The following is a 19,916-nucleotide window of genomic DNA, read 5'->3' on the forward strand; positions in this document are numbered from 1 at the left end:
GTGGTGGGTGGCACCAGATGGGCGAGGTGTGTGACGGAGCGGGCAGATGGGGGAGGGGCTATCGATGAGAGTGCTAGGGAGCGACCGTTGAATGATCGTTTCTCTGCCCTTCCGTTGAGGTGTACAAACCGGCCAGCTTTAAAAGGAGCGGGAGGGCTCGTTCGCGAAGTTGACCTCGCTCGGATCCACTGAATCGATCACGCAATTGCCGTAGTTGAGATTCCAAGTCGTCACGCATCTTCAATTGCCGCTCGGTCAGTTGGATCCCGGAATCGACGACCGGAAGGCTGAAACGACTGGCCAACTCGCCGTCGACCGCCGCGTCCCCCTTCGAGGTGGCTTTGCCCAATACAAGCGATAACGAAGATCCTTTTCTGTCGCCATTATCATCCAGCAGTGCGTGCTCGGTCGCCAACCGACCTTGCTCTTGATAAAACCGGTCGACGTCAACCGTCGCCTTGAGGAATGCCTCGCGAACACTAACCGAATCATCGTGATCCAAGTCGGCATCGGCGGCACTGAACGCTGCTGCAAAGTGTTCCCCAAACCGAGCGTAATTCTGCTCCGAGCCACTCTTGGTCGCAGTGACGATCACGCGGTTCTCTCCCGATAGCCGGTTGATGAACGGCCCACTGGAGGAAGCACAATTTGCGATCACCAGCGGACGCCTGATCGGATCAAGCCACTCACTTATCTCTTTCGCATTCACGTCGGGTCCGACCAAATTGAAGTCTGCCGATGCTCCGTCCCACGTTCCATGTCCGATCAAAATCAACCACAGCGGACGAGCACTGTTTGTCGAAGCCGCGTCAGACAACGCCGCTTTAAGTTGGTCTTTGTCCGACGTCTCGCGATCATCGCCCGTGGGGCCGATGACATGCATCACGAGATCGGCGCGCTGGCATGTCGCTTCCCACGTCGCAGCCCATTGCGCGAACGCCTCGCCGAATTCATCCTCGCCCGGGGCCCCGACAACCACCAACACGTCCAACGGTGCCGTTTCCTCAGCACCATCGACGGCCGATCCAAACGCACCACCAATCAAAACCCAAAACGCGATCAGCTTGCAAACACTGCTCATGCCAGCCCCCTCCAACGACGAAATCCCCACTCTCCGCACAGGCAGCCGAGCGCCAACGCGATCACCCAGCCGCGGTGCCAAAGAGGAAACACCCAGGTTTCCATCACGGGCACTTTCTCGGATTTTAGCCGCCGCGAAAACAGTCCAAGATCCTCCTCTTGAATCAAGTCTCCTCCGCTCTGTTGGGCAATGCGCTGCAATAGCGGTCGGTTGATCCCCAGCGTGTCGAATTCGCGCCCGGCGATCTGGCGTGTCCACCCAGCCGTTGGCGTACCGACCAACTCGCCGTCCTCGGCGCGAACCTCTGCAGTCGCGATGTATTGCCCAGGCTGCTCGTCGTAATACGGTACCGCGAACGCCCCTGGAATCTCTCCGATTGGTTTGGCGTCCAGTGTGATCGCGTCGCCACCGGGGCGGACCACTTGGACGGTGACCGTCGGATTCTCCAGCGGCAAGTAGGCTTCGTCATAGGCGTCGACGCGAAGCACCATCGAGTCGTCTTCGACCGGCCCAACATTGGCGGTCAGTTCGGCTCGACGCGGTACATCACCGACCAACCAGCGTGTGACCTGACGCCACGCCTGCGCAGCGTCGTCAGGGTTTTGCGGATCGGGTTGCATCGACCAGCGCCAAAAGTCGGCAACCGTGATCGCACCCACCTTGCCTTTTCCGAACCGCTGGACGGCAACCGCAGGCTGCGTCTTGCCATCGCCGCCGCTGACGGTCGCCAACTGATACGCACCAGGTTTCAAGCTGCCCACGCGATTGACAGAATCAAAGGGTGGCATCGTTCGCAGCCGCTTCGTCTCGGCGTCGGCGGTCTTCCGCAATCGCATCCACGGCTGCAGCATGCCTTCGCGGGTCAGTCCGATTGAAAACTCTTCAGGCGATCCCACACCGGACGCCGCAACATAAACCGGCGACAGATCTCCCAAAAAAGAGTCACCGAACGCCCGCCCACGGAACATCTCTGGCCCGCCAAGCATCAACAAACCGCCGCCACGAGATGAAACAAACCGCCGCACCATCTCCAGTTGATCCTGCGAAAAAAACTCCGGTTCGATGTCATCGAGTATCAACGCATCGAACCCGAACAATTCTTCTTCGACTTTCGGAAACCCCGAAGCCAATTCCTCTGTCTCTTTCACCCCGATCCGAATCATCACCGGTTCGTCATACTGCTCGGCCGTCTCTTCGGCGTCCTCGCCCAGCCCCTGAAACAGCGGGTTGGTGCTGGAGACCGCTTTGTCGCGGAAGCTGAATTTGGGTTCTTTGTTGGCCATCCGAATCAATCCGGTCAATTCGACTTCGGCGTCTTCAGAAATCGCACGCCGCAAAAACTTGAACTCCCAATTCGGACGCCCGGCGACATACAGAACACGGTAGGGCCCGCTCTTGCGATCGACGGCGATCAGACGCGTGTTATTGACCAACGTCGTTTCCGACGAGTTGGCGTCCTTCAATCCGTCCAGATCCCCGAACGCATGGCGATCCATCTCGCGAAACAAATCCACTCGATAAAACTGCAACCCGACGTCGTTGGGTCGAAACTGAAACGACACGCTAAACGTCTTTTCGTTCGATCGCAGCGGCAACGATTTTTCTTCCACCACCGTTTTAAGTGCGACATCAGTCAGTCGTGCGATCACCGGGCCGGGAAAGGATCCGTCGATCGCAAACTGCACCGCTAAGGTGACTGGGGAAATTTCGAAATTCGTTTGCCGCACCGTCGTGCTGGTGATCCGCAAATCGTTCAGCCCTGTGGTTTGCGTCGGGATCACGGGGTAGACCGGAAATTTTTGTTCTGGCAGGTCTTCCATGTCGTGCGTGGTCCCAGGCGAATTGCCATCGGTCATCAGAAGCACACCGGCGACCGGACGTCCTTCGAGCCGCCGTGACAATTCATTTAGATTCTCGATCAACCGGCTTCCGGTTCCCCCGCGGCGCAGATCCTCCACTTCACTGGCACTGGCCAATCGTTTGTCGAAGCCGTAAACCCGCGTCTCAAACGCCTGCGCCATCGATGCAAAGATGGGCGAGTCGGCGGACATGTCCGTTTCAATCCGGTCTCGCCACGATTCGCTCGAACGCCCGATCTTGAGCTCCATCGAACCGCTGGTGTCGACAAGGATCGGCAACAAGTTTGCTCGCGGACGCGGGCGTTCACCACGCTGCATCGGTTGCAGCAAACAGACCGCCAAGAGCGCGATCGCGACCAATTTTAAGGTGACGCCAAACCACGCCCCGCGAACCCGATTGCCACCGGTCTTGGCGTAATTCCACAGCACCAAAAACGTCAACAGCGTCCCGATGACGATGGCAGGGACCGTCCAGCGGGGAGACCCGATGACCAGTTCAGCGATGACGGGGCGAAACGAATCCAATGTCCTGCTCACCTCCGCGACTCCGACACATCCGTTTCCAAATCTGCACTGCCAAGATTTTCGTAGTACCGACGTACGGCATCGGAGAATTGAGCCGGTACGGGGTCGCGGTCGATCGGAACCAGTTCGTTCTTGGACGCCGTCCTGCGTAGCAACTCCGCGCGGACGTCTTGTTTCAGTTCCCGTAACGGTTCGGCCACAAGGTCTTCCACCAGTTCCCACTTCGGCGGCTCCCCGTGTCGCTTCATGTCCGCACGCATCTGACGCACCCGGTCGCGAATGCTGTTCGCACGGGCACGTAAATCGGCATCGCCGACCATTTCTTCGACGTCACGCATCTGGTCCGACCAGGTGCGGAAATCGCCGGTTAACGGCCCGATCGGACCACCACCATCGCTCGGTGACTCCGCGGCAAAACGCCCCCCCACCGAATCTTGACGCGATTGGCGCGAATCCGCTGATTCCTGCGGTCCGCCACGTAGGCCCGGTTGCTGCCGTTGTCCCTGTTGTTGTCCTTGTTGTTGTCCTTGTTGTTGTCCTTGTTGTTGTCCTTGTTGTTGTCCTTGTTGTTGTCCCTGCTGTTGTCCCTGTTGTTGTCCCTGTTGTTGTCCTTGTTGTTGTCCTTGTTGTTGCCCCTGCTGTTGCCCCTGCTGTTGCCCCTGCTGTTGCCCTTGTTGTTGTCCCTGTTGTTGTCCCTGTTGTTGTCCCTGTTGTTGTCCCTGTTGTTGTCCCTGTTGTTGTCCCTGTTGTTGTCCCTGTTGTTGTCCCTGTTGTTGCCCCTGTTGTTGTCCCTGTTGGGTCTCTGGAGCTTCTCGTTGGAGTTCCTGCTCTGCGCCGCGGGCGAGCTGCTCGAGTTGTTGTGCTGCCCGGCGCAGACCTTCGGTGGAATCTCCGAGGACGGCGTCGGCCGCATCATCGATACTCTGACTCAGATTCTCGATTCCCTCGGCAGCCTCCTGTTCGAATTGCTCCGCTTGTGGCATGAACCCCCGCCGGACGAGTTCGGCTGCATTTTCCAGTTGTTGCTCGGTTTGTGATCGACGTGCCTGCCGAAAACCGTCGTACAGCTTTTCGGCGAGTAGCGGTTCAGCTTCTTGGGCGTCCTTGACGGTTTGCTCCATCTTGTCGACCAGATCGCGGAAACGTTGTGCCTGGTTTTCCAGCTGCTGCGGGGCGGCGTCGGTCTTTTCATCACCACGAAGACCTGGCGAGGCTTTTTCCACCTGCTGACGCATCGATTGGCCGATCTTCTCCTGTTCATTTTTCAGCTCGGTGGCTTCGCGTTGCATTTGCCGCACCGCTTCGTCGAATGCCCCCGCGGCTCGTTGTCGAAACTCTTCGTGTAGCTCTTCGAATTGGCGTTCGGCACGTCGGCCGGCCGCGAGCGCCGCCGAGGCGTCGTTCTGCTCGGTCGCTTTGGTCGCTTGCTGAAGATCTTCCCGTGACTGCTGCAACTTGTCCGCTTGCTCGCTCATCCGCTCACTGTTCTCGGGGGAGCGCATTCGCGATTCCAATTCGTCTGACAGTCGGAGCAGTTCTTGTTGCTGCTCGCGCAAGCGTTTCAGCTGTCGCCGAATCTCTTCGGCTTGCTCTTCGTTCTCAGCCTGTTCGAGTGCGGATTGCAGTTTCGCCAACTCCTCGGTTAAATCTTCGGTGCGTTTGGCTAATTCGCGCAATCGACTCAGAACCTGGCGGTCTTCCGCGGCGGCCTGTTGCGCCGCGGATTGTTGCTGCGCCTGCTGTTGTGTTTCGTAGCGGTTTTCATCGTCTTCCAGTTCCAAGTCGTCGATCTGGCGTTGACGACTTTGACCGCCCCCGCCGCCTTGGCTTTGCTGTTGTCGCTGTTGGCGTGTGATTTCGAACTCGCGGGATCTCAACTTCAGCAAGTTGGAATAGCTACGTTGGGCCGACGAGCGGCTTTCGCCGAGATCACCGGCGGTCAAGTTTTTGACGGTCGACTGCATCGCTTCGAGAACCTGCACGCCGATCTTTTTCGATTCGGCATCAGTCAAGTTTCCGGCGAGCTCCTGAAACTGAGCGATCGCATCGGTTTGTGAGTCGCTGATCGTTTGAATGTCGTCAGGGGCCGGCGTCGTGCCGCTGATTTCTAAACGGATCTGGTTCCAGATCGCAGTAATGATCTGTTTTTGCAGTTTCGCCAGTTCTTCGGCTTGCTGTTGTTGCGGCGACGGTTGGCCTTGTTGAGACGGAGGTGGCGAGTCGCCTTGTCGAAAGATTTCTTCGAACGGGCGAACATCGGCAAAGAACAGGTCACTTTCGGTACGCCGTGGCGTCCCGTCCGGACCGATATCTTCCGCCCAGAAATAGTAAGAAACCAAGTCGTCCGGCTTTGCCTTTAACGCTTCAAAATCCAGCGTGTGATCAACGGTCGAATCGACGTTCCGCGGCAGATTCTGCGCGAGTTCGATCGTGACCTCGGGCTCCGATTCGATCGTGTAGGTGATCCCGGATTTCAGGACGCCATAATCATCACGGACATCGGCGCGCAGCGGGAGTTCCTGGAGCGCCGAGACGGTCACGTCACGAGCCTTTTCCAACTTCAATTTGGGCGGTTTGTTCGGCAGCACCTTGATCGACAATTCTGGCGGATACTTGTTCTTTCGCTGCTGGTCGTCCACCAAATTCAACACGAATGTATCTGACTCGGCCGCTTTGACTGTTGCGAGGTACGCGGCATAGGGTTCCGATGAACCCTCCGTCTTGGCATCCACGGTTTGCGTTGCCCGCGCACACTCGATAACGTCGCCATTTGTCCGGGTCAATGTGCACGAGACGACGGTTTTGTTCAACAACAATCGCCACGTCACCTGGGTTCCTTGGACCACGCTGACCTTGACCGTGTCCTCGACGGTTCGGGAATTCATGTTCGTGTATTCCGGAAACTCCAACACGGCGTCGCTGCGCCGCAATTCCGGAAACTCAAAGACTTCGACCGAGTACGGTTGGCTGTTCCAATTCGGGGATTCGATTCGATACGTCAGCGGCTGGTCGACGCGTGACAGGAATCCGCCGACGATCGGATCGCTGAGGTTTTGTTTCATCAACACTTCTGCCACTGTCCCGTCGACATACTCCGTGATCAGGGTTGCCGATTCGGGAGCGGACACGCTGAATTCGGCAGTCACAACCAGGCTGGTTCCGCGCTCGATCGACACGTTTCCCGGCAGCACGGTCACGTCCTGCTTGAAATCGCCGGCGGAGGATCGCGCCCCGGGAATCAACATGTCGTCGGGGCTGTTGCGGAAATCGATCATCGAAACGCCGATCGCGGCCGCCAGGGCACCGGCACCAAAAAAACGCGACGCCCACAGCGAAAGGGTTGAAACGACGGTTTGCCAATCGTGCGAACGAAAGTGATCGTGCGTTTCGCCGATCAGATGCTGACCGAGCGGGCCGCTGGATTGCTGGGCGTCCAAACAGGCAGTCGTCATCAACCGTTCCCCCAGTCCCGGGAACGCGTTTTCGATTCGCGCGACCGTCGCCTGGACTCCACCCGCTAATCGACCGGCCAGAACGCGCGAGGCGATCAAGGCGATCAGCAACGCCGCGGCGATCATTGACCAAGTGGTGGTATCGCCGATCTGTCCGCTCAATTGCGCACCGCGGAACATCAGTGCGAACAGCATCGCGAGGATCGCGAACACGGCCAGCAACGTCCAAAAATGTCTCGATCGGATGCGGCGTGAGACATGCTGCATCTCACGTTGAATCCGCGAGAGTTGACGCTCCGCCATGCCGACTTTGGAATCGAATCGGAGATCGTTACCCATTGAAGGTTTGTCACTCATTGTTTCGTCGCCTGGGACCGAGATGATTAATCGGCGTTCCATAACAGAACGCGGCACGCGTTTTGACGGAGACCGATTGTCGTAGCTTGGAGGACCAAATCATGCTTCCGCCTGCGGTACAGAACGTTCCTTTGCGGCGAGCAGTGTTTCGGCGGCAATGAATCCGAGCGTGGCCAGGATCAACCATTGCCACCAGCCTTGCTTCGCTTCCAATTCCACGTCGCGCAGCGCCCGCTGGGCGGTCTGTTCTTGCTGCCTGGCCAACGGGGAAGAGATGACAGCACCGAATTGGCTGATTCGGTCCATGTCAAAGGACGTGGTTTCACTCTCCAACGGATTCATGTTCACGGCAAAGACATCGCCGTCGATTTCAACGAACCCCGGTTCGGTCGCAATCGACCGATCCGCAAGGGCGTCGCCGATTGTTAGAGACTCCGGCGCGAGCTGCAAATTCGGTCCCAGCATTCCCAGCAGAATCGGGACAAATTTGGTCGACAAGGCGAACTGGCTTTGAGCGGGTTGCCACCCGGTTGCGAGCACCCACAACTTGCCGTTGGGAAGACCGGAGGCATCATTGACAACATCACGCCGGACCAATAGCGGCGAACCGTCATCCAGTTTCAGCGGCACCTTCACCGAGCCGTCGAGCCCGCGCAGTCGGCGATGCTTCCAAATTCGGATGTTGCTGAAATCGTTGACGCCGGGATCGGAAAGCGGTGCGATCAACGACGAGGTGAAATCGACGGCCGAAATCAATCGATAATCCTCCGAATCCGATTCGTCGATCATCAAGTCAGGCGTCTTCAGCATCGATGCGAGCGCACCACGGATGGCGTCGTCGGAGGGCTGGTCGAGAACTACGAGTATGCGTCCTCCGGCCGACAAATACTGCTCCACCGCGTCGCCGGCCGCCGCTGCGGCCGATGCACCGTTGACGATCACCAAGGGTGTTTCTGAGGGCGACAATCCCTCACTCCAGTCGTCTCGCTGGAACCGTTCGAAATCGACATCGCGGGACGCGTCCGACCAAGGCAACTGCCGAGCGTAGAAGGAAAGCGTTTCTCGCGCCGCAGTCGATGGGTCCACCGACGCATCGGGTATCGACAATTCTGCGAATCGAACCTGTTGTCGAATCCGGCTGGGTCGAATGAAGTGATAGGTATTGTCAAAGCTATCGCGGTCACCGAGCACGTTCAATGTTGCGGTACGTGAAAGTGCTTCGTCGGCATCGTCACCATCACCGGGCAGCTTGACCGTGAAAAATCGCGTTTGGCCCGGCGGCACTTGGATCACCGCGGCGTCATTTTCCTGTCCGTCGAAACGAAGCCGGAACGTCGACGATTCCCCATCGTCGGTTTGCGAAACTTGGACACGGACTGCGTTCCCGGCCGAGTCTCGAATCGAGTCGTCGGTTTCCGCGGCGGTGCGCTGTGGCATCACACGCAGGCTGACGTTGCCGCGCGTCGTCGCGCTCAGTGGTTGCACATCCAGCCAAACGCGACTGGGCCACTGGTAGCCCTGCAGCGATTCGATCCGAGCACCGTTTTGCAGGTCGCTCAACAACACGATCCGCGTTTCGATCGCGGCGCTGGCGATCGGATTGTTCGGAGTCGCGGCAGCGTTTTCGGAATCAGCGAGTTCCAACAGCGCGGCTTGATCAGCGGCGTAGCGGATGGCTTTCCCGACGTCGGTTGCGAACCAGGTCGGTGACAGGGCATCGATCGCTTCCCGTGCGGCAGTTTTCCGAGTGTCCGCGACGAGTCGCGTTGATTCGTCGAGCGACAAAACGGAACGGGGTTCGGAATCAAAGGCGATGACCGACAGCAGCGTCTCGTCGTCGGATTCATCCAAAATCTTCTTCGCCTTGTTTTTCGCTTTGTCCCACACCCCCGTGCGTTTCATGCTGGCGCTCTGGTCGATCAACACGACGACCGCCTGTTTGACGCCGGCGACGGAGTCCGATTCCGAGATCGGCAGGAACGGCCTGGCGAAGGCAAAGGCGAGCAGCAGAATTGCGGCACAGCGAAGTAACAGTAACGGCCAATTTTCCAATCGACTTCGCCGCGTCAGTCGCGGGGGTGTCGAATCGAGAAACATCAGCGAACTGAATTCGACTTCACCCCTGGGTTGGCGACGGATCAAGTGGAAAATGACCGGACCGGCGATCGCCAGGGCGCCCAAGAAGTACAACGGTGCAAGAAAACTCATTGCCGCCTCCCTTCGCCGATCGATCGAAATCCCGATTTCCCTAGTCGGTTGCGGGCATGGATCAGACTTGAGAGCGCCAAATCGAGCGGTTTGTCGGTGATCAGTTCATAGTTTCCGACGCCGGTGGATTCACAAATCGTTTCGATCTGGCGGCGATGCCGGGAAAATCGTTCGGCGTAGTTTGCCTTGGCCGCCTCCGGATCGACGTAGATTTGGCGTCCGGTTTCGGCATCGGTCACCATCGCCGGGTCTGAAAGGCCAAGATCGACTTCACCGGGATCGATGATCCGCAACAAGACGACTTCATGCCCCCTCGCACGCAGCGCCGCCAACTGCGTCTTCAGCATGTCCGGCGGCGCTAATAAATCGCTCATCAGGATCACCAGTCCGCGGCGGGGCACAAGCGAGGTGACTTGGCGCAGCGGTGCTTCGATGTCCGTGCCTTTGCCCTCGGCCGGCCGTGAAAGTTCCACCAGGATCTGGTGGAACTGTTTCGCACCGAGCTTGGCCGGCAAAAAATCGCCCAGTTCGGCATCAAAGGTCAACACGCCAACGGCGTCGTGCTGCATCGTCAAGAAGTAGGCCAGGGTTGCGGCGACCGTTCGGGCATAGTCGATTTTCTTGTACTCGATCGATCCGTAGCTCATCGACCGGCTTTGATCGACGACCAGGTAGCAGCGTCGGTTCGTTTCGTCTTCGAACTTCTTGATGAAGTAGCGGTCGCTACGGGCGTAGAGCTTCCAATCCAGATTGCGCAGGTCATCGCCGGGAACGTAGGCACGGTACTCGCTGAATTCGATCGAACTGCCGTGGGTCGGGCTGCGGTGTAGCCCCGAGAAGAATCCTTCGACGACCGTCTTGGCGCGCAGCTTGAGACTCTTGATGCGCATCAGTGCCGACGGATCGACACCGGCGCGATCATCCGCGTTGGACATCGTTTCGGGGGCAGACGGTGCGGCGGTCGAGACGGAGTTCATGGCTTAGGGATCGTGTCGAGCAATTTGTCGATGATCTGTTCGATCGTGACGCCCTCGGCCTCGGCCTTGTAGGTCGGAAGCACGCGGTGACGCAGCGTCGGGTGGGCCAGCGCGACGATGTCTTCGGTTTGCACATGGGCGCGGCCCATCAGTAGCGCCCGCGCCTTGGCACCGAGCACCAGTGTTTGCGAGGCCCGGGTGCCCGCGCCCCAGCCGACCCACTCGTTGACGAACTCCGGCGTCCCCGCGCGATTGGGCCGCGTGGTTTGGGCGATCTTGACGGCATACTCGGCGATCGGCGTGGCGATCGGGACTTCGCGAACCGTTTGCTGGAACTGCAACACATCCTCGCCAGAGAACAGCGGATTGATCGGCTCGGGCTTGGACGCGGTCGTCCGCAAGACAACCGAAAGTTCGTCCTCCGGCGGCAAGTAATCGATTTTGACGTTGAACAGGAACCGATCCAGTTGCGCCTCCGGCAGCGGATAGGTGCCTTCCATCTCGATCGGGTTTTGCGTCGCCAAAACGAAAAACGGTTCGGGCAATTCGTAGCGAGTTCCGGCAGCGGTGACCTGATGTTCTTGCATGGCTTCGAGCATCGCGGCTTGCGTTTTCGGCGGCGTGCGGTTGATCTCATCCGCCAAGATCACATTGGCGAACACGGGGCCTTTGACGAAGGTCAAACTGCGATGGCCGTCGGTCGACTCCTCCAAAATCTCTGTGCCGACGATGTCGACCGGCATCAGGTCCGGAGTGAATTGAATCCGGCTGAACTGAAGGTGAAAGACCTGTGCGACGCTGCGGACCAACAACGTTTTGGCCAATCCGGGTGGTCCGGTGATCAGGCAATGTCCGCCGGCAAGCAGGCTGATCAAAAGTTGTTCGATGACGTCGTGTTGCCCGACGATGGTTTTCGACAATTCGCCGACGATTCTCTCGCGGGCTTCCTGGATCTGCTGGACCACGTTGGTTTCGGTGACTGACATTGGCAAGTTGACTACGGGCTCCGAACAATGAAAAACTTCGCGGGCGAGACGCCACCGATGGAAGTCGTGAATGGGAATAACGGAACAGGCATGGACGTGCGGGATTCAGTGGGTCATGGCATAGGTGACGATGTTGATCCCCATCGGATAGGCCTTCTTGACCGAGAATTCACGAAAGTACTCCTCGTCTTCGCCTTCGCGTTCCCAGCCGTCGCCGAGGTCGGTGTTGTGGCAGATGAAGACCATGATCCGATCCTTGTCGTCGACGATCGCACGGTAGTGTGGCACGCTGTTGTCGCTGCCGTCGCGGGTGTCTTCCCACGTGACCGATCCCCACGCCCTGCCGATGGCCGGCACCTGCGGTTTTTCTTTCATGTCGTAAACGTTGTGAAAGATCTCGTGTTCGAGCGGGACCTCGAACGGTTTGCGATCAGGAAAAACTCGTGCCAGTTCGAACTCCAAATTTTCGTACTGGCGGTCGCCCCAGAAATCATCCACCATCAGAAAGCCGCCGTTGAAACAATAACGCCGCAGTGCCAGCACTTCCTCTTCGCTAAACACCAGCCCCCCCGGTTCGATCATGTACAGAAACGGATAATCCGACAGGTTGTCATCGGTCAGGTTAACGATCACCGGGTCGGGGTTGACCTTGATGGTTGTCAGTTGTTGCAGCCGCAAAGAGAAATTGAGATCGCTGTCGGGATAATCCGTTCGCCACCCGCCACCGCCGCCGCGTCCATAATAGGAATCGTAACGGACACGCGCAAACGTAAACATGTCGCCGGGGAATTGCCGATCGACTTCCCACTGCGGGACGCCGCGTCGGTCCTCTTCGATACTTCGAAAATGGCGTCTCCATTGGGCCAACGCCATTGAAGTGGCCCCGATGATCAGCAACGCGGTGAAAAGCACCAAGATATTGGGACGTCGGCCTTTCATCAGTTCTTGGACTCCGTGGCAGGTAGCTCGTTCTTGGCGGCGGGTTCTGCCGGTGCTTGTTCTGCCGGGTTGGCTTGCGTTGCCGGGTCGTTCGATTCCGACGACTCGTCCGGATCCGATTGCCCGGGCGGATCCGATCCGGTGTCCCCCTCGGGCTCAGCCGGTATCGGCGTCTGTTTCGGCGGTGCGTGAAGTTTCAGCAGCAGGTGATGGGCGTCGCGATAGCGGGGTGCGATCAATAACGCATCCACCAGATGCCTCGTCGCCGCGTCGACATCACCGGCGGCAGCGAGCGATTCGGCCAACTGATAATTCAGCCCGGCGACATCCACCGGGTCCATGGCTTGCAACGCACGCAACGAGTTGATCGCCTTTTCGCTTTGCCCCAATTCGCGGCATGCCGTCACCAGTGATTGATGCACGGCTTGGGAGAAGGGCTGGATCTCAAGTGCCTGGGCGGCAGACTCCAATACCGACGACCATTCGTTTCGCTCTTTCTCCATTTCGATGAAACGCTGCAAACCGGGCAAAGCATCGGAGGAAACCGAAAAAAGCTGCTTTAAGGTGTCGCGTTCCTTTGCCACGTTCCCCAATTCACGGTAACAGGCGGCCAACGATTCCAAAACGCCTTCCTGTTCGCCGGTTGCCGCATTCTTTTCGACCAGAAACTCAAATTGCTCGGCCGCAGCGTCGTATCGGTTCAGTGCCAAGGCCGAGCGTGCCGAAGTCATTCGCGCCCAATAATTGTTGGGGTTCATCTCGGCCCACTGCAAAATCTCGTGCGCCGGGGCGTCCTCGGGCAAATCATGACGCGTGAATTCAAGGCCGCTGCCAAATTCTTCGGCCAGGTTGCGCGCGTACTGGGCAAACCCGGATTCGATCCGTTCCATCGGCGCGATGCTTTCCGCCAGCGCCTGATTGATCGGAATCCCTTCGGCCAGCGAATCCAGGGTTGCGTTGAGCGCTTCGGGACCGAACGTTTCGACCAGGTACCGGACCACCAGGGAGGACTCGTAATAAGCAAACTGAAGGTGGGTGGGCGACGCCGGGCTCAGAAACGCACCGCTTAGCTGCGAGACCGGCGTGAAATCATCCCCCAAAATCATTTCTCGATAGCGGGCGGTCATCGATTGTCCCCATCGCCGGTCGCGCTCAAGTTCTTCGTACACCGAGATCCCTTCACTCAACCAACGCGGCATCCTGTTCTTGGTCTTTGTTAACGTGATCACGTGGCAAAACTCATGCCACAACACGCTTTTCCAGTTCGACGGACGCGGCCCTTGCGACGCCGGGCTGTTGGCGGTGATCACGCGGCCGAAGCAGACACCGAGGAACCCTTCACCACCCGGCAGTCCGAACGTGCGAATCGCAAAGTCACTTTGCTTGGGAAAGATCTCGACGATCACCGGTCGCGTGAGCTCCAAGTCGTACTTCTCGCACAACACTTGCTTGGCCTCGGTTAGGAGTTGGGCAACCGCATTGCCATAGACCTTCCGCTCGCGCGGGTCCATTCGGATCAGAATCTCGCCGGGTTCGCGTTGTGCTTCGCCCCCCGGTCCGGCAAGCAAGGTGTCGACGTCGTGTGCGGTCTCCATCGGATCACTCGCACGGATCGTTTCAAACCCATCGATGCGATCTTTCAACGTCATCAGGTTGTAAGCGACAACGTTGTAGGGATCTTCGGTGTTGACCTGTTCGGCCAGTTCCCATCCGACGTCGTCGTCGCCAAGCCGGAGCAGATCTTGGGCCAGTTGAAACGTCGCCGGCATGTGTGACGGCTCGAACGTCAGCGCCAATCGCTGGTAATGGGCCCCTTCGGCAAACCGATACTTGTCGGACAACTTGCGGCCGATCAAATGGTCCACGTTGGGGTTCGTCGGCCACCACTGCAACGCCTTTTCGCGGTGCCGTTTTTCTTTCTGGTAATCGCCGGCCAAATGAGCAAGGACCGCCTTGAGCGCAAACGCGGAGGGGCTGTTGGGATTAGTTTTCAAGATTTCATCGATCGTCGCTTCGGCTTGGTCGTATTGTTCGCGATCGATTTCCTGTTCCGCCTTCAAGATCAACGCCGGTTCGTAGACGGGATTTTCCTGCAGCGATCTTGCCAGCGCGAGACGGGATTGTGGTGGATCGCTAGATCGCAACGCGACGGCGAGCAGGTAATCCAACCGAGCGTCTTGCAATTCCCGTTGCTGCGCTTTGGCGACCGTTTCGGCTGCGACGGCAAAGTCACCCTTGCTGACGGCAAGCTCGGCGGTCGCGATCAGGGCTTCCAGGTTGGTCGCGTCGGTCTCCAGCACTCGATCGTAGAAGTTTTTCAGGATAATCCGGGCATCGATTCCGCTCTCAGAGAAAAATCGCCCGGCGGCGATCAGCGTGTCGCTGGTGGCGTATCTCAATTGACCGGACTGCAGGTAGCGCTCGATCATCGCCTTTTCGCTGGCCGCGCGGTCGGGCAGGTCATTGAAATGCGCGACCTCGATTCCCAGGGTGCGGAGCGGCAAACTGGTGGGATAGCGGCGGATGGCCGCGTCATAGGTTTCCAGTGCCCCCTCGTACTGACCGGTCGCCAACTGGCATCGAATCAGCAATTCGGACCAGCGACGATTCCAAATGCCGCGTTCCACCTCGGCCTCGGCAATTTCCTTTGCCTGGTCAATCTTTCCGGCCAGAAACAGCGTCTCGGCGTCGGAATAGTTGGCCGCCAACGCGGAGCGACCGGTCAACACCATCAACAGGATTGCGGCAAACCGCAACCATCCCGATGTGACGATGGTGCAAACGCCTGTCTCAGTTCGCCCGGTCGGCGCCACATCAGTGTTGGACACTTGGTGATGAAAGCGGGTCGGCTCGCAACCGCGATAAAACGTCGGCCGACATTCCGGCACCCGACGACGCGGCCGGAGTCGACCGAACAACACAACCTGGGAAGCGTAATGTCGAAGCACGGCGGTGGGCACCATTGGGCGGGTTGGGTCGAGCAGGCACTTAACGATTGTAGCGGAACCGATCGGGGCAAGGGTTATCGGGCGAGGCGACCTCAGAGTGTTCTGCCGGGGTTCCTATATCCGGAGCGTAGTCCGGCTGGTATCCTGTAGCGGTTCAGTAAGCGTGGCACCCTTTGATTATGGGAACGGAATGGATAACTCGGGCGAGGCAGCAAGCAACGATCCGGCGGCGTTGGGCGAGCTTTCGGCGGCCGACGCGGCACGTCTCAACGACGCCAAGAAACAGATCAGTGAGGAACTCGGTAAAGTCATTGTCGGACAGCAGGACGTCATCGACGAAATCATGATCGGGCTGTTCAGCCGCGGTCACGTGCTGTTGGAAGGCGTGCCCGGACTGGCCAAAACATTGATGATCAGCACGCTGGCCCGCACGATGGACTTGGCGTTTTCCCGTATCCAGTTCACCCCCGACCTGATGCCCGCCGACGTGACGGGAACGGAAATCATCGAAGAGGACCGCTCCAGCGGGCACCGCGCGTTTCGGTTCATGGAGGGCCCGTTGTTTGCCAACATCATTCTGGCCGACGAAATCAATCGGACGCCGCCGAAAACGCAAGCGTCGCTGCTCGAGGCGATGCAGGAGCGTCAGGTGACCGTCGGCCGAACCCGCCACCCGCTGCCCACACCGTTTTTCGTTCTCGCCACCCAAAACCCGATCGAACAAGAAGGGACCTACCCGTTGCCCGAGGCGCAGCAGGACCGTTTCATGTTCAAGGTGTTTGTCGAATACCCCTCGTTCGACGAGGAGTTCGAAGTCGCGCGGCGAACGACCGGGACGGAAACCGGTGACGTCCAAGCCGTGCTCAATGCCGACGAGATCATCCGGCTGCAAGACTTGGTGCGTCGCGTGCCGGTCAGCGATCACGTCGTGCGATACGCGTTGTCGTTGGTGCGGCAAACCCGCGTCGGTGACGACGGTGTTCCCGACTTCGTCAACGATCTGGTCGGCTGGGGTGCCGGACCGCGGGCGGTTCAGTTCTTGATCCTGGGCGGCAAGGCCCGGGCGCTCCTGGAAGGTCGTTTTCATGTGTCCATCGATGACATCCAGCATCTGGCCAAGCCGGTGTTGCGACACCGCATGGTGGTCAACTTCGCCGCCGAGAGTGACGGGGTGACCAGTGACAATGTGATCGATCGCATCGTGGCGGCGACACCGACGACCGAAGACGAGCTTTCGCGTGATGCCCGATTCCAAAAAATATTTGCGTCCTGAAGTCACGCAGCGAATCCGTCGGATGGAATTGACGGCGCGGCGCGTCGTCGAAGGGTTCCTGTCGGGGATGCACCGCAGCCCCTACTTCGGCCAGTCGATCGAATTCCTGCAGCACCGCCAGTACAACCCCGGTGACGAACTGCGTCACATCGATTGGAAGGTGTATGCGCGGCAGGATCGGTTGCACATCAAACAGTACGAAGAAGAGACGAACCTGCGATTGACCTTGCTGGTCGACCGCAGCGCCAGCATGTCCTACGGCGAAGGCGATTCCAACAAGTTCGATTATTCCGCGTCGATCGCGGCTTCAATGGCCTATCTGGCGCTGCGTCAAAAGGATGCCTGCGGATTGATCACCTTCGACACCGCCGTCCGCGATACCGTCCCCGCCAAAAGCAATCAACAGCAGCTCGTGCGGATCTTGGCGATGTTGGATCAGGTGGGCGCGGACGGCCGTACCGATTTGGTTCGCGTGGCCAAACAGGTCGGCCAGGCAATTCCGCGACGAGGGTTGGTGCTGGTCATTTCGGATCTGCTGGGAATCGACTCGTTGGTCGAAGGCTTGCGGGTGCTTCGTTCCCGCGGTCATGACGTGGCCTTGTTTCACGTCTTGCATGATGACGAGATCGAGTTTCCTTTTAATGGTGCGACACGATTCGAAGCGCTCGAAAGCGACGACCTGCTCAATTGCAATCCGCGCGCACTTCGACAAGGCTATCTCGACGCCCTGGATCAATTCTTGACTTCCACGCGCCGTGCCTGTGGCCGGCTTTCGATCGACTACATCCAAGTTCGAACCAGTGATCCCCTGGATGCGCTGCTGGCGCGATTCTTGTCCCACCGCACCTCGCTACCCAAACTACGCCGGTAAGGAGGCCGCGAAGAATGTTTTTGTATCCCGCTCTTCTGGCCGGTTTTGGGTTTGTCGCCGTCCCGTTGCTGGTGCACCTGATCAACATGCTGCGGCATCGTCGCCGCCGCTGGGCCGCGATGGATTTTCTGCTGGCCAGCTATCGCAAGCAGAAGAAGTGGTTGCGGTTGCGGCAATTGTTGCTGTTGTTGACGCGATTGGCCGTCGCCGCGGTGCTGGTGATGATGCTGTGCGGCTGGACCGGCGGACGTCAACTGCTGGGGGCCTTGGGCGGTCAAACTACCCACCACATCGTCATCCTGGACGACAGCTATTCGATGGGAGACGTCAGCGGCAGCGGTGAGACGACGGCCTACGACCGTGCGCTCCAGGCGTTGCAACAATTGACACAGCGTTTGGCCAGCGACGAAGGCAATCATCAGCTGACCGTGATGCGTGCCAGCCGGGCGTCGCTGGCCGTTCAGGGTGGCAGCGAGTCGGGGGACGCGTCGGCCGACCTGTCCAGCCAAACCGTCCTCGGCGACGCCGGGGTGATCGCTCGCGTGATGGCGACAGAAGTCTCGCCGATCCGCACCGATCTGGTGCCCGCGCTGGATCTGGCCGGCGAACTGGCCGCCGCAACCGCCGCCGACAACCAATTCGTCTACATCGCCAGCGACTTCCGCGCCCGCGATTGGGGGTCGACCGAACGGCTGGCCGAATCGATGCGCAAATTTTCTGGCGATGACCTGAAGGTGCGAATGATCGATTGCGCCAAGCGACCGGAGCGAAACCTGGCGGTCACGGATCTGGCCCCGGTCCAAGACGTCTGGGTTGCCGGCGTTCCGGTGGTCGTGCGGGCCACGATCAAGAACTACAGCGCCAGCGAAGTGAAAAGCGTCACGCTGGCCTGTCGTGTCATCCGCTACGGGGACGACGTCACCACGGTGGATCCGTCACGACGCGTCAGTGGAGTCGTTGAAGCGTTGCCCGGATTGGTAATCGAATCCCTGGCCGCCGGCGCTGAAATCACAAAGTCGTTCCAGGTCTTCGTCGCCGAGACGGGAACACACGCGATCGAAGTCGAATTGCCGTCCGATGCGTTGGGCGTCGACAATCAACGAAGTTGCACCTTGCCGTTGACCGACGTCGAACGCGTGCTGGTGATCGACTCGGACGTCGACGAAGCAGGCGCGTACACCGTCGCCGCGGTCTTGGACCCCGGCAGCCAGGTGCGGATCGGTGCCCAGCCGGACATCAAGCCGCCGGCGTTCCTGCGGAGTGCGACGATGGAAATGTTGGCACCTTATCGTGCGATCTATCTGCTGGATCTGCCGCAGATCAACGAGACCGCCGCGACCGCGTTGCAGCAATACGTTCAAAATGGTGGCGGGATCGCATGGTTCCTTGGTGATTCGGTCGCGGCCGAAGACTACAACCGGATCTTGCTTTCGCAGGACCGACAGTTGCTGCCCGCGCCGCTCGATTCCATCGGCAACTTGGCCGTCGGCGGGACCGACAAAACTGGCGATGTCCTGTTCGGTGACACCGACACGTTGCTGGATCCATTGCGTAGTGCGGGGGATGCGTCGCTGTCGATGATCGGCGTCGCGAAAGGGTGGACTCTGGACGACCAAGCGGACAACAACGGGCCGACGCGCCGGTATCGCAATGTACTGGTTCGCCGTGACGGGGCCCCACTGGTCACCGAACACGCGGTCGGCACCGGAACGGTCGTGACGGTCTTAACCAGCCTGGACGGCAGTTGGACCAACTGGCCGGGCGACCCGACCTTCGTGCCCTTCATGTTGCTTGCCAACGCTAGACTTTGGAGCGGCGCGAGTGCATCGACATCGCGTACCGTCATCGATGCGTTGCAAAAAACCGTTTCTACCCGAGCGTATTTTCCAGAGATGAAGTTGCTGGCACCGTCGCAGTCCCCTCCGCGTGTGTTGATGGAGGTGATCGGCAGCGAAGCGGGGACGGACACCGTCCAAGTCGCACTTGACCCCGTGGAACGATTGATCGCCGGTGAATCGAACATCGATGACTTGTTGCGGCCGGGGCTGTTCGAATGGGGGTTGCTGAAAGCCGACGGCGGCAGCGAAGTCATTCCGTCGGCAAGCACCATCGTCACCGGCGAAGGCGACCTGGAACGGGCCGATGCCGCGGAAATCCGCCGGGCGCTGCTTCCGATCGACGTGCAGTTTGTTTCCAGTGACGATTGGCGCCAGCAGAATCAATTTGCCGGCAGTTCCACGCTCGGGTTGATGCTGTTGGCGCTGCTGGGGCTGTTGTTGGCCGCCGAACAGGCACTGGCCTACTGGGCCAGCTACCACGCCCGGGCGTCGACACCGGTTCGCGGGGCCGGCGGCAAGCGAGGCTCGGGTGCCGGAGCAAGTGATCCGCATGACGGCTCGGAACGTCACGCATTTGGTTTGGCGGCGGGAGGGCGATAGGC

11 protein-coding genes are annotated in these 19,916 nt (G+C 59.1%); 3 read left to right on the forward strand and 8 right to left on the reverse strand.

Annotated elements, in window-relative coordinates; genetic code table 11:
* Positions 1-73 precede the first annotated feature (73 nt).
* The 8 genes from Mal15_RS15735 to Mal15_RS15770 form a co-directional block, all read right to left on the reverse strand.
* Positions 74-1,081, reverse strand: a complete 1,008-nt coding sequence (locus tag Mal15_RS15735) for a hypothetical protein (protein ID WP_147868644.1) — start codon at positions 1,079-1,081, stop codon at positions 74-76.
* Positions 1,078-3,477 carry a hypothetical protein gene (locus Mal15_RS15740; RefSeq protein WP_147868645.1) on the reverse strand — a complete coding sequence of 800 codons (2,400 nt, stop codon included), beginning with the start codon at positions 3,475-3,477 and terminating at the stop codon, positions 1,078-1,080. Before Mal15_RS15740 ends, Mal15_RS15735 begins: the two co-directional genes overlap by 4 nt.
* Entirely contained in the window at positions 3,474-7,256 is a 3,783-nt protein-coding gene (locus Mal15_RS34110) for a DUF4175 family protein (protein ID WP_167546845.1), read from the reverse strand. The genes Mal15_RS15740 and Mal15_RS34110 overlap by 4 nt, the downstream gene beginning before the upstream one ends.
* A gap of 117 nt (positions 7,257-7,373) precedes the next feature.
* Positions 7,374-9,482 (reverse strand): BatA domain-containing protein, encoded by a 2,109-nt coding sequence (locus Mal15_RS15750; protein ID WP_147868646.1) that lies wholly within the window; start codon positions 9,480-9,482, stop codon positions 7,374-7,376.
* Positions 9,479-10,459, reverse strand: a complete 981-nt coding sequence (locus tag Mal15_RS15755) for a DUF58 domain-containing protein (protein ID WP_233903481.1) — start codon at positions 10,457-10,459, stop codon at positions 9,479-9,481. The genes Mal15_RS15750 and Mal15_RS15755 overlap by 4 nt, the downstream gene beginning before the upstream one ends.
* On the reverse strand, positions 10,456-11,445 hold the full coding sequence (locus tag Mal15_RS15760; RefSeq protein ID WP_147868647.1) for an AAA family ATPase: 990 nt from the start codon (positions 11,443-11,445) through the stop codon (positions 10,456-10,458). Before Mal15_RS15760 ends, Mal15_RS15755 begins: the two co-directional genes overlap by 4 nt.
* Before the next feature lie 105 nt (positions 11,446-11,550).
* Positions 11,551-12,384 carry a DUF4159 domain-containing protein gene (locus tag Mal15_RS15765; protein ID WP_147868648.1) on the reverse strand — a complete coding sequence of 278 codons (834 nt, stop codon included), beginning with the start codon at positions 12,382-12,384 and terminating at the stop codon, positions 11,551-11,553.
* On the reverse strand, positions 12,384-15,347 hold the full coding sequence (locus Mal15_RS15770) for a tetratricopeptide repeat protein (RefSeq protein ID WP_147868649.1): 2,964 nt from the start codon (positions 15,345-15,347) through the stop codon (positions 12,384-12,386). Before Mal15_RS15770 ends, Mal15_RS15765 begins: the two co-directional genes overlap by 1 nt.
* 175 nt (positions 15,348-15,522) lie before the next feature.
* Here Mal15_RS15770 and Mal15_RS15775 point away from each other — a divergent pair, with 175 nt between their 5' ends.
* The 3 genes from Mal15_RS15775 to Mal15_RS15785 are packed head-to-tail and all read left to right on the forward strand — an operon-like array spanning position 15,523 to position 19,914.
* Positions 15,523-16,605 (forward strand): AAA family ATPase, encoded by a 1,083-nt coding sequence (locus tag Mal15_RS15775; protein ID WP_147868650.1) that lies wholly within the window; start codon positions 15,523-15,525, stop codon positions 16,603-16,605.
* Positions 16,595-17,476 carry a DUF58 domain-containing protein gene (locus Mal15_RS15780; protein ID WP_147872067.1) on the forward strand — a complete coding sequence of 294 codons (882 nt, stop codon included), beginning with the start codon at positions 16,595-16,597 and terminating at the stop codon, positions 17,474-17,476. Before Mal15_RS15775 ends, Mal15_RS15780 begins: the two co-directional genes overlap by 11 nt.
* Before the next feature lie 14 nt (positions 17,477-17,490).
* Positions 17,491-19,914 (forward strand): BatA domain-containing protein, encoded by a 2,424-nt coding sequence (locus Mal15_RS15785; protein ID WP_147868651.1) that lies wholly within the window; start codon positions 17,491-17,493, stop codon positions 19,912-19,914.
* The last annotated feature ends 2 nt before the right edge of the window (positions 19,915-19,916 follow it).

The sequence above is a fragment of the Stieleria maiorica genome, from assembly GCF_008035925.1.
GTDB classification, from domain to species: domain Bacteria; phylum Planctomycetota; class Planctomycetia; order Pirellulales; family Pirellulaceae; genus Stieleria; species Stieleria maiorica.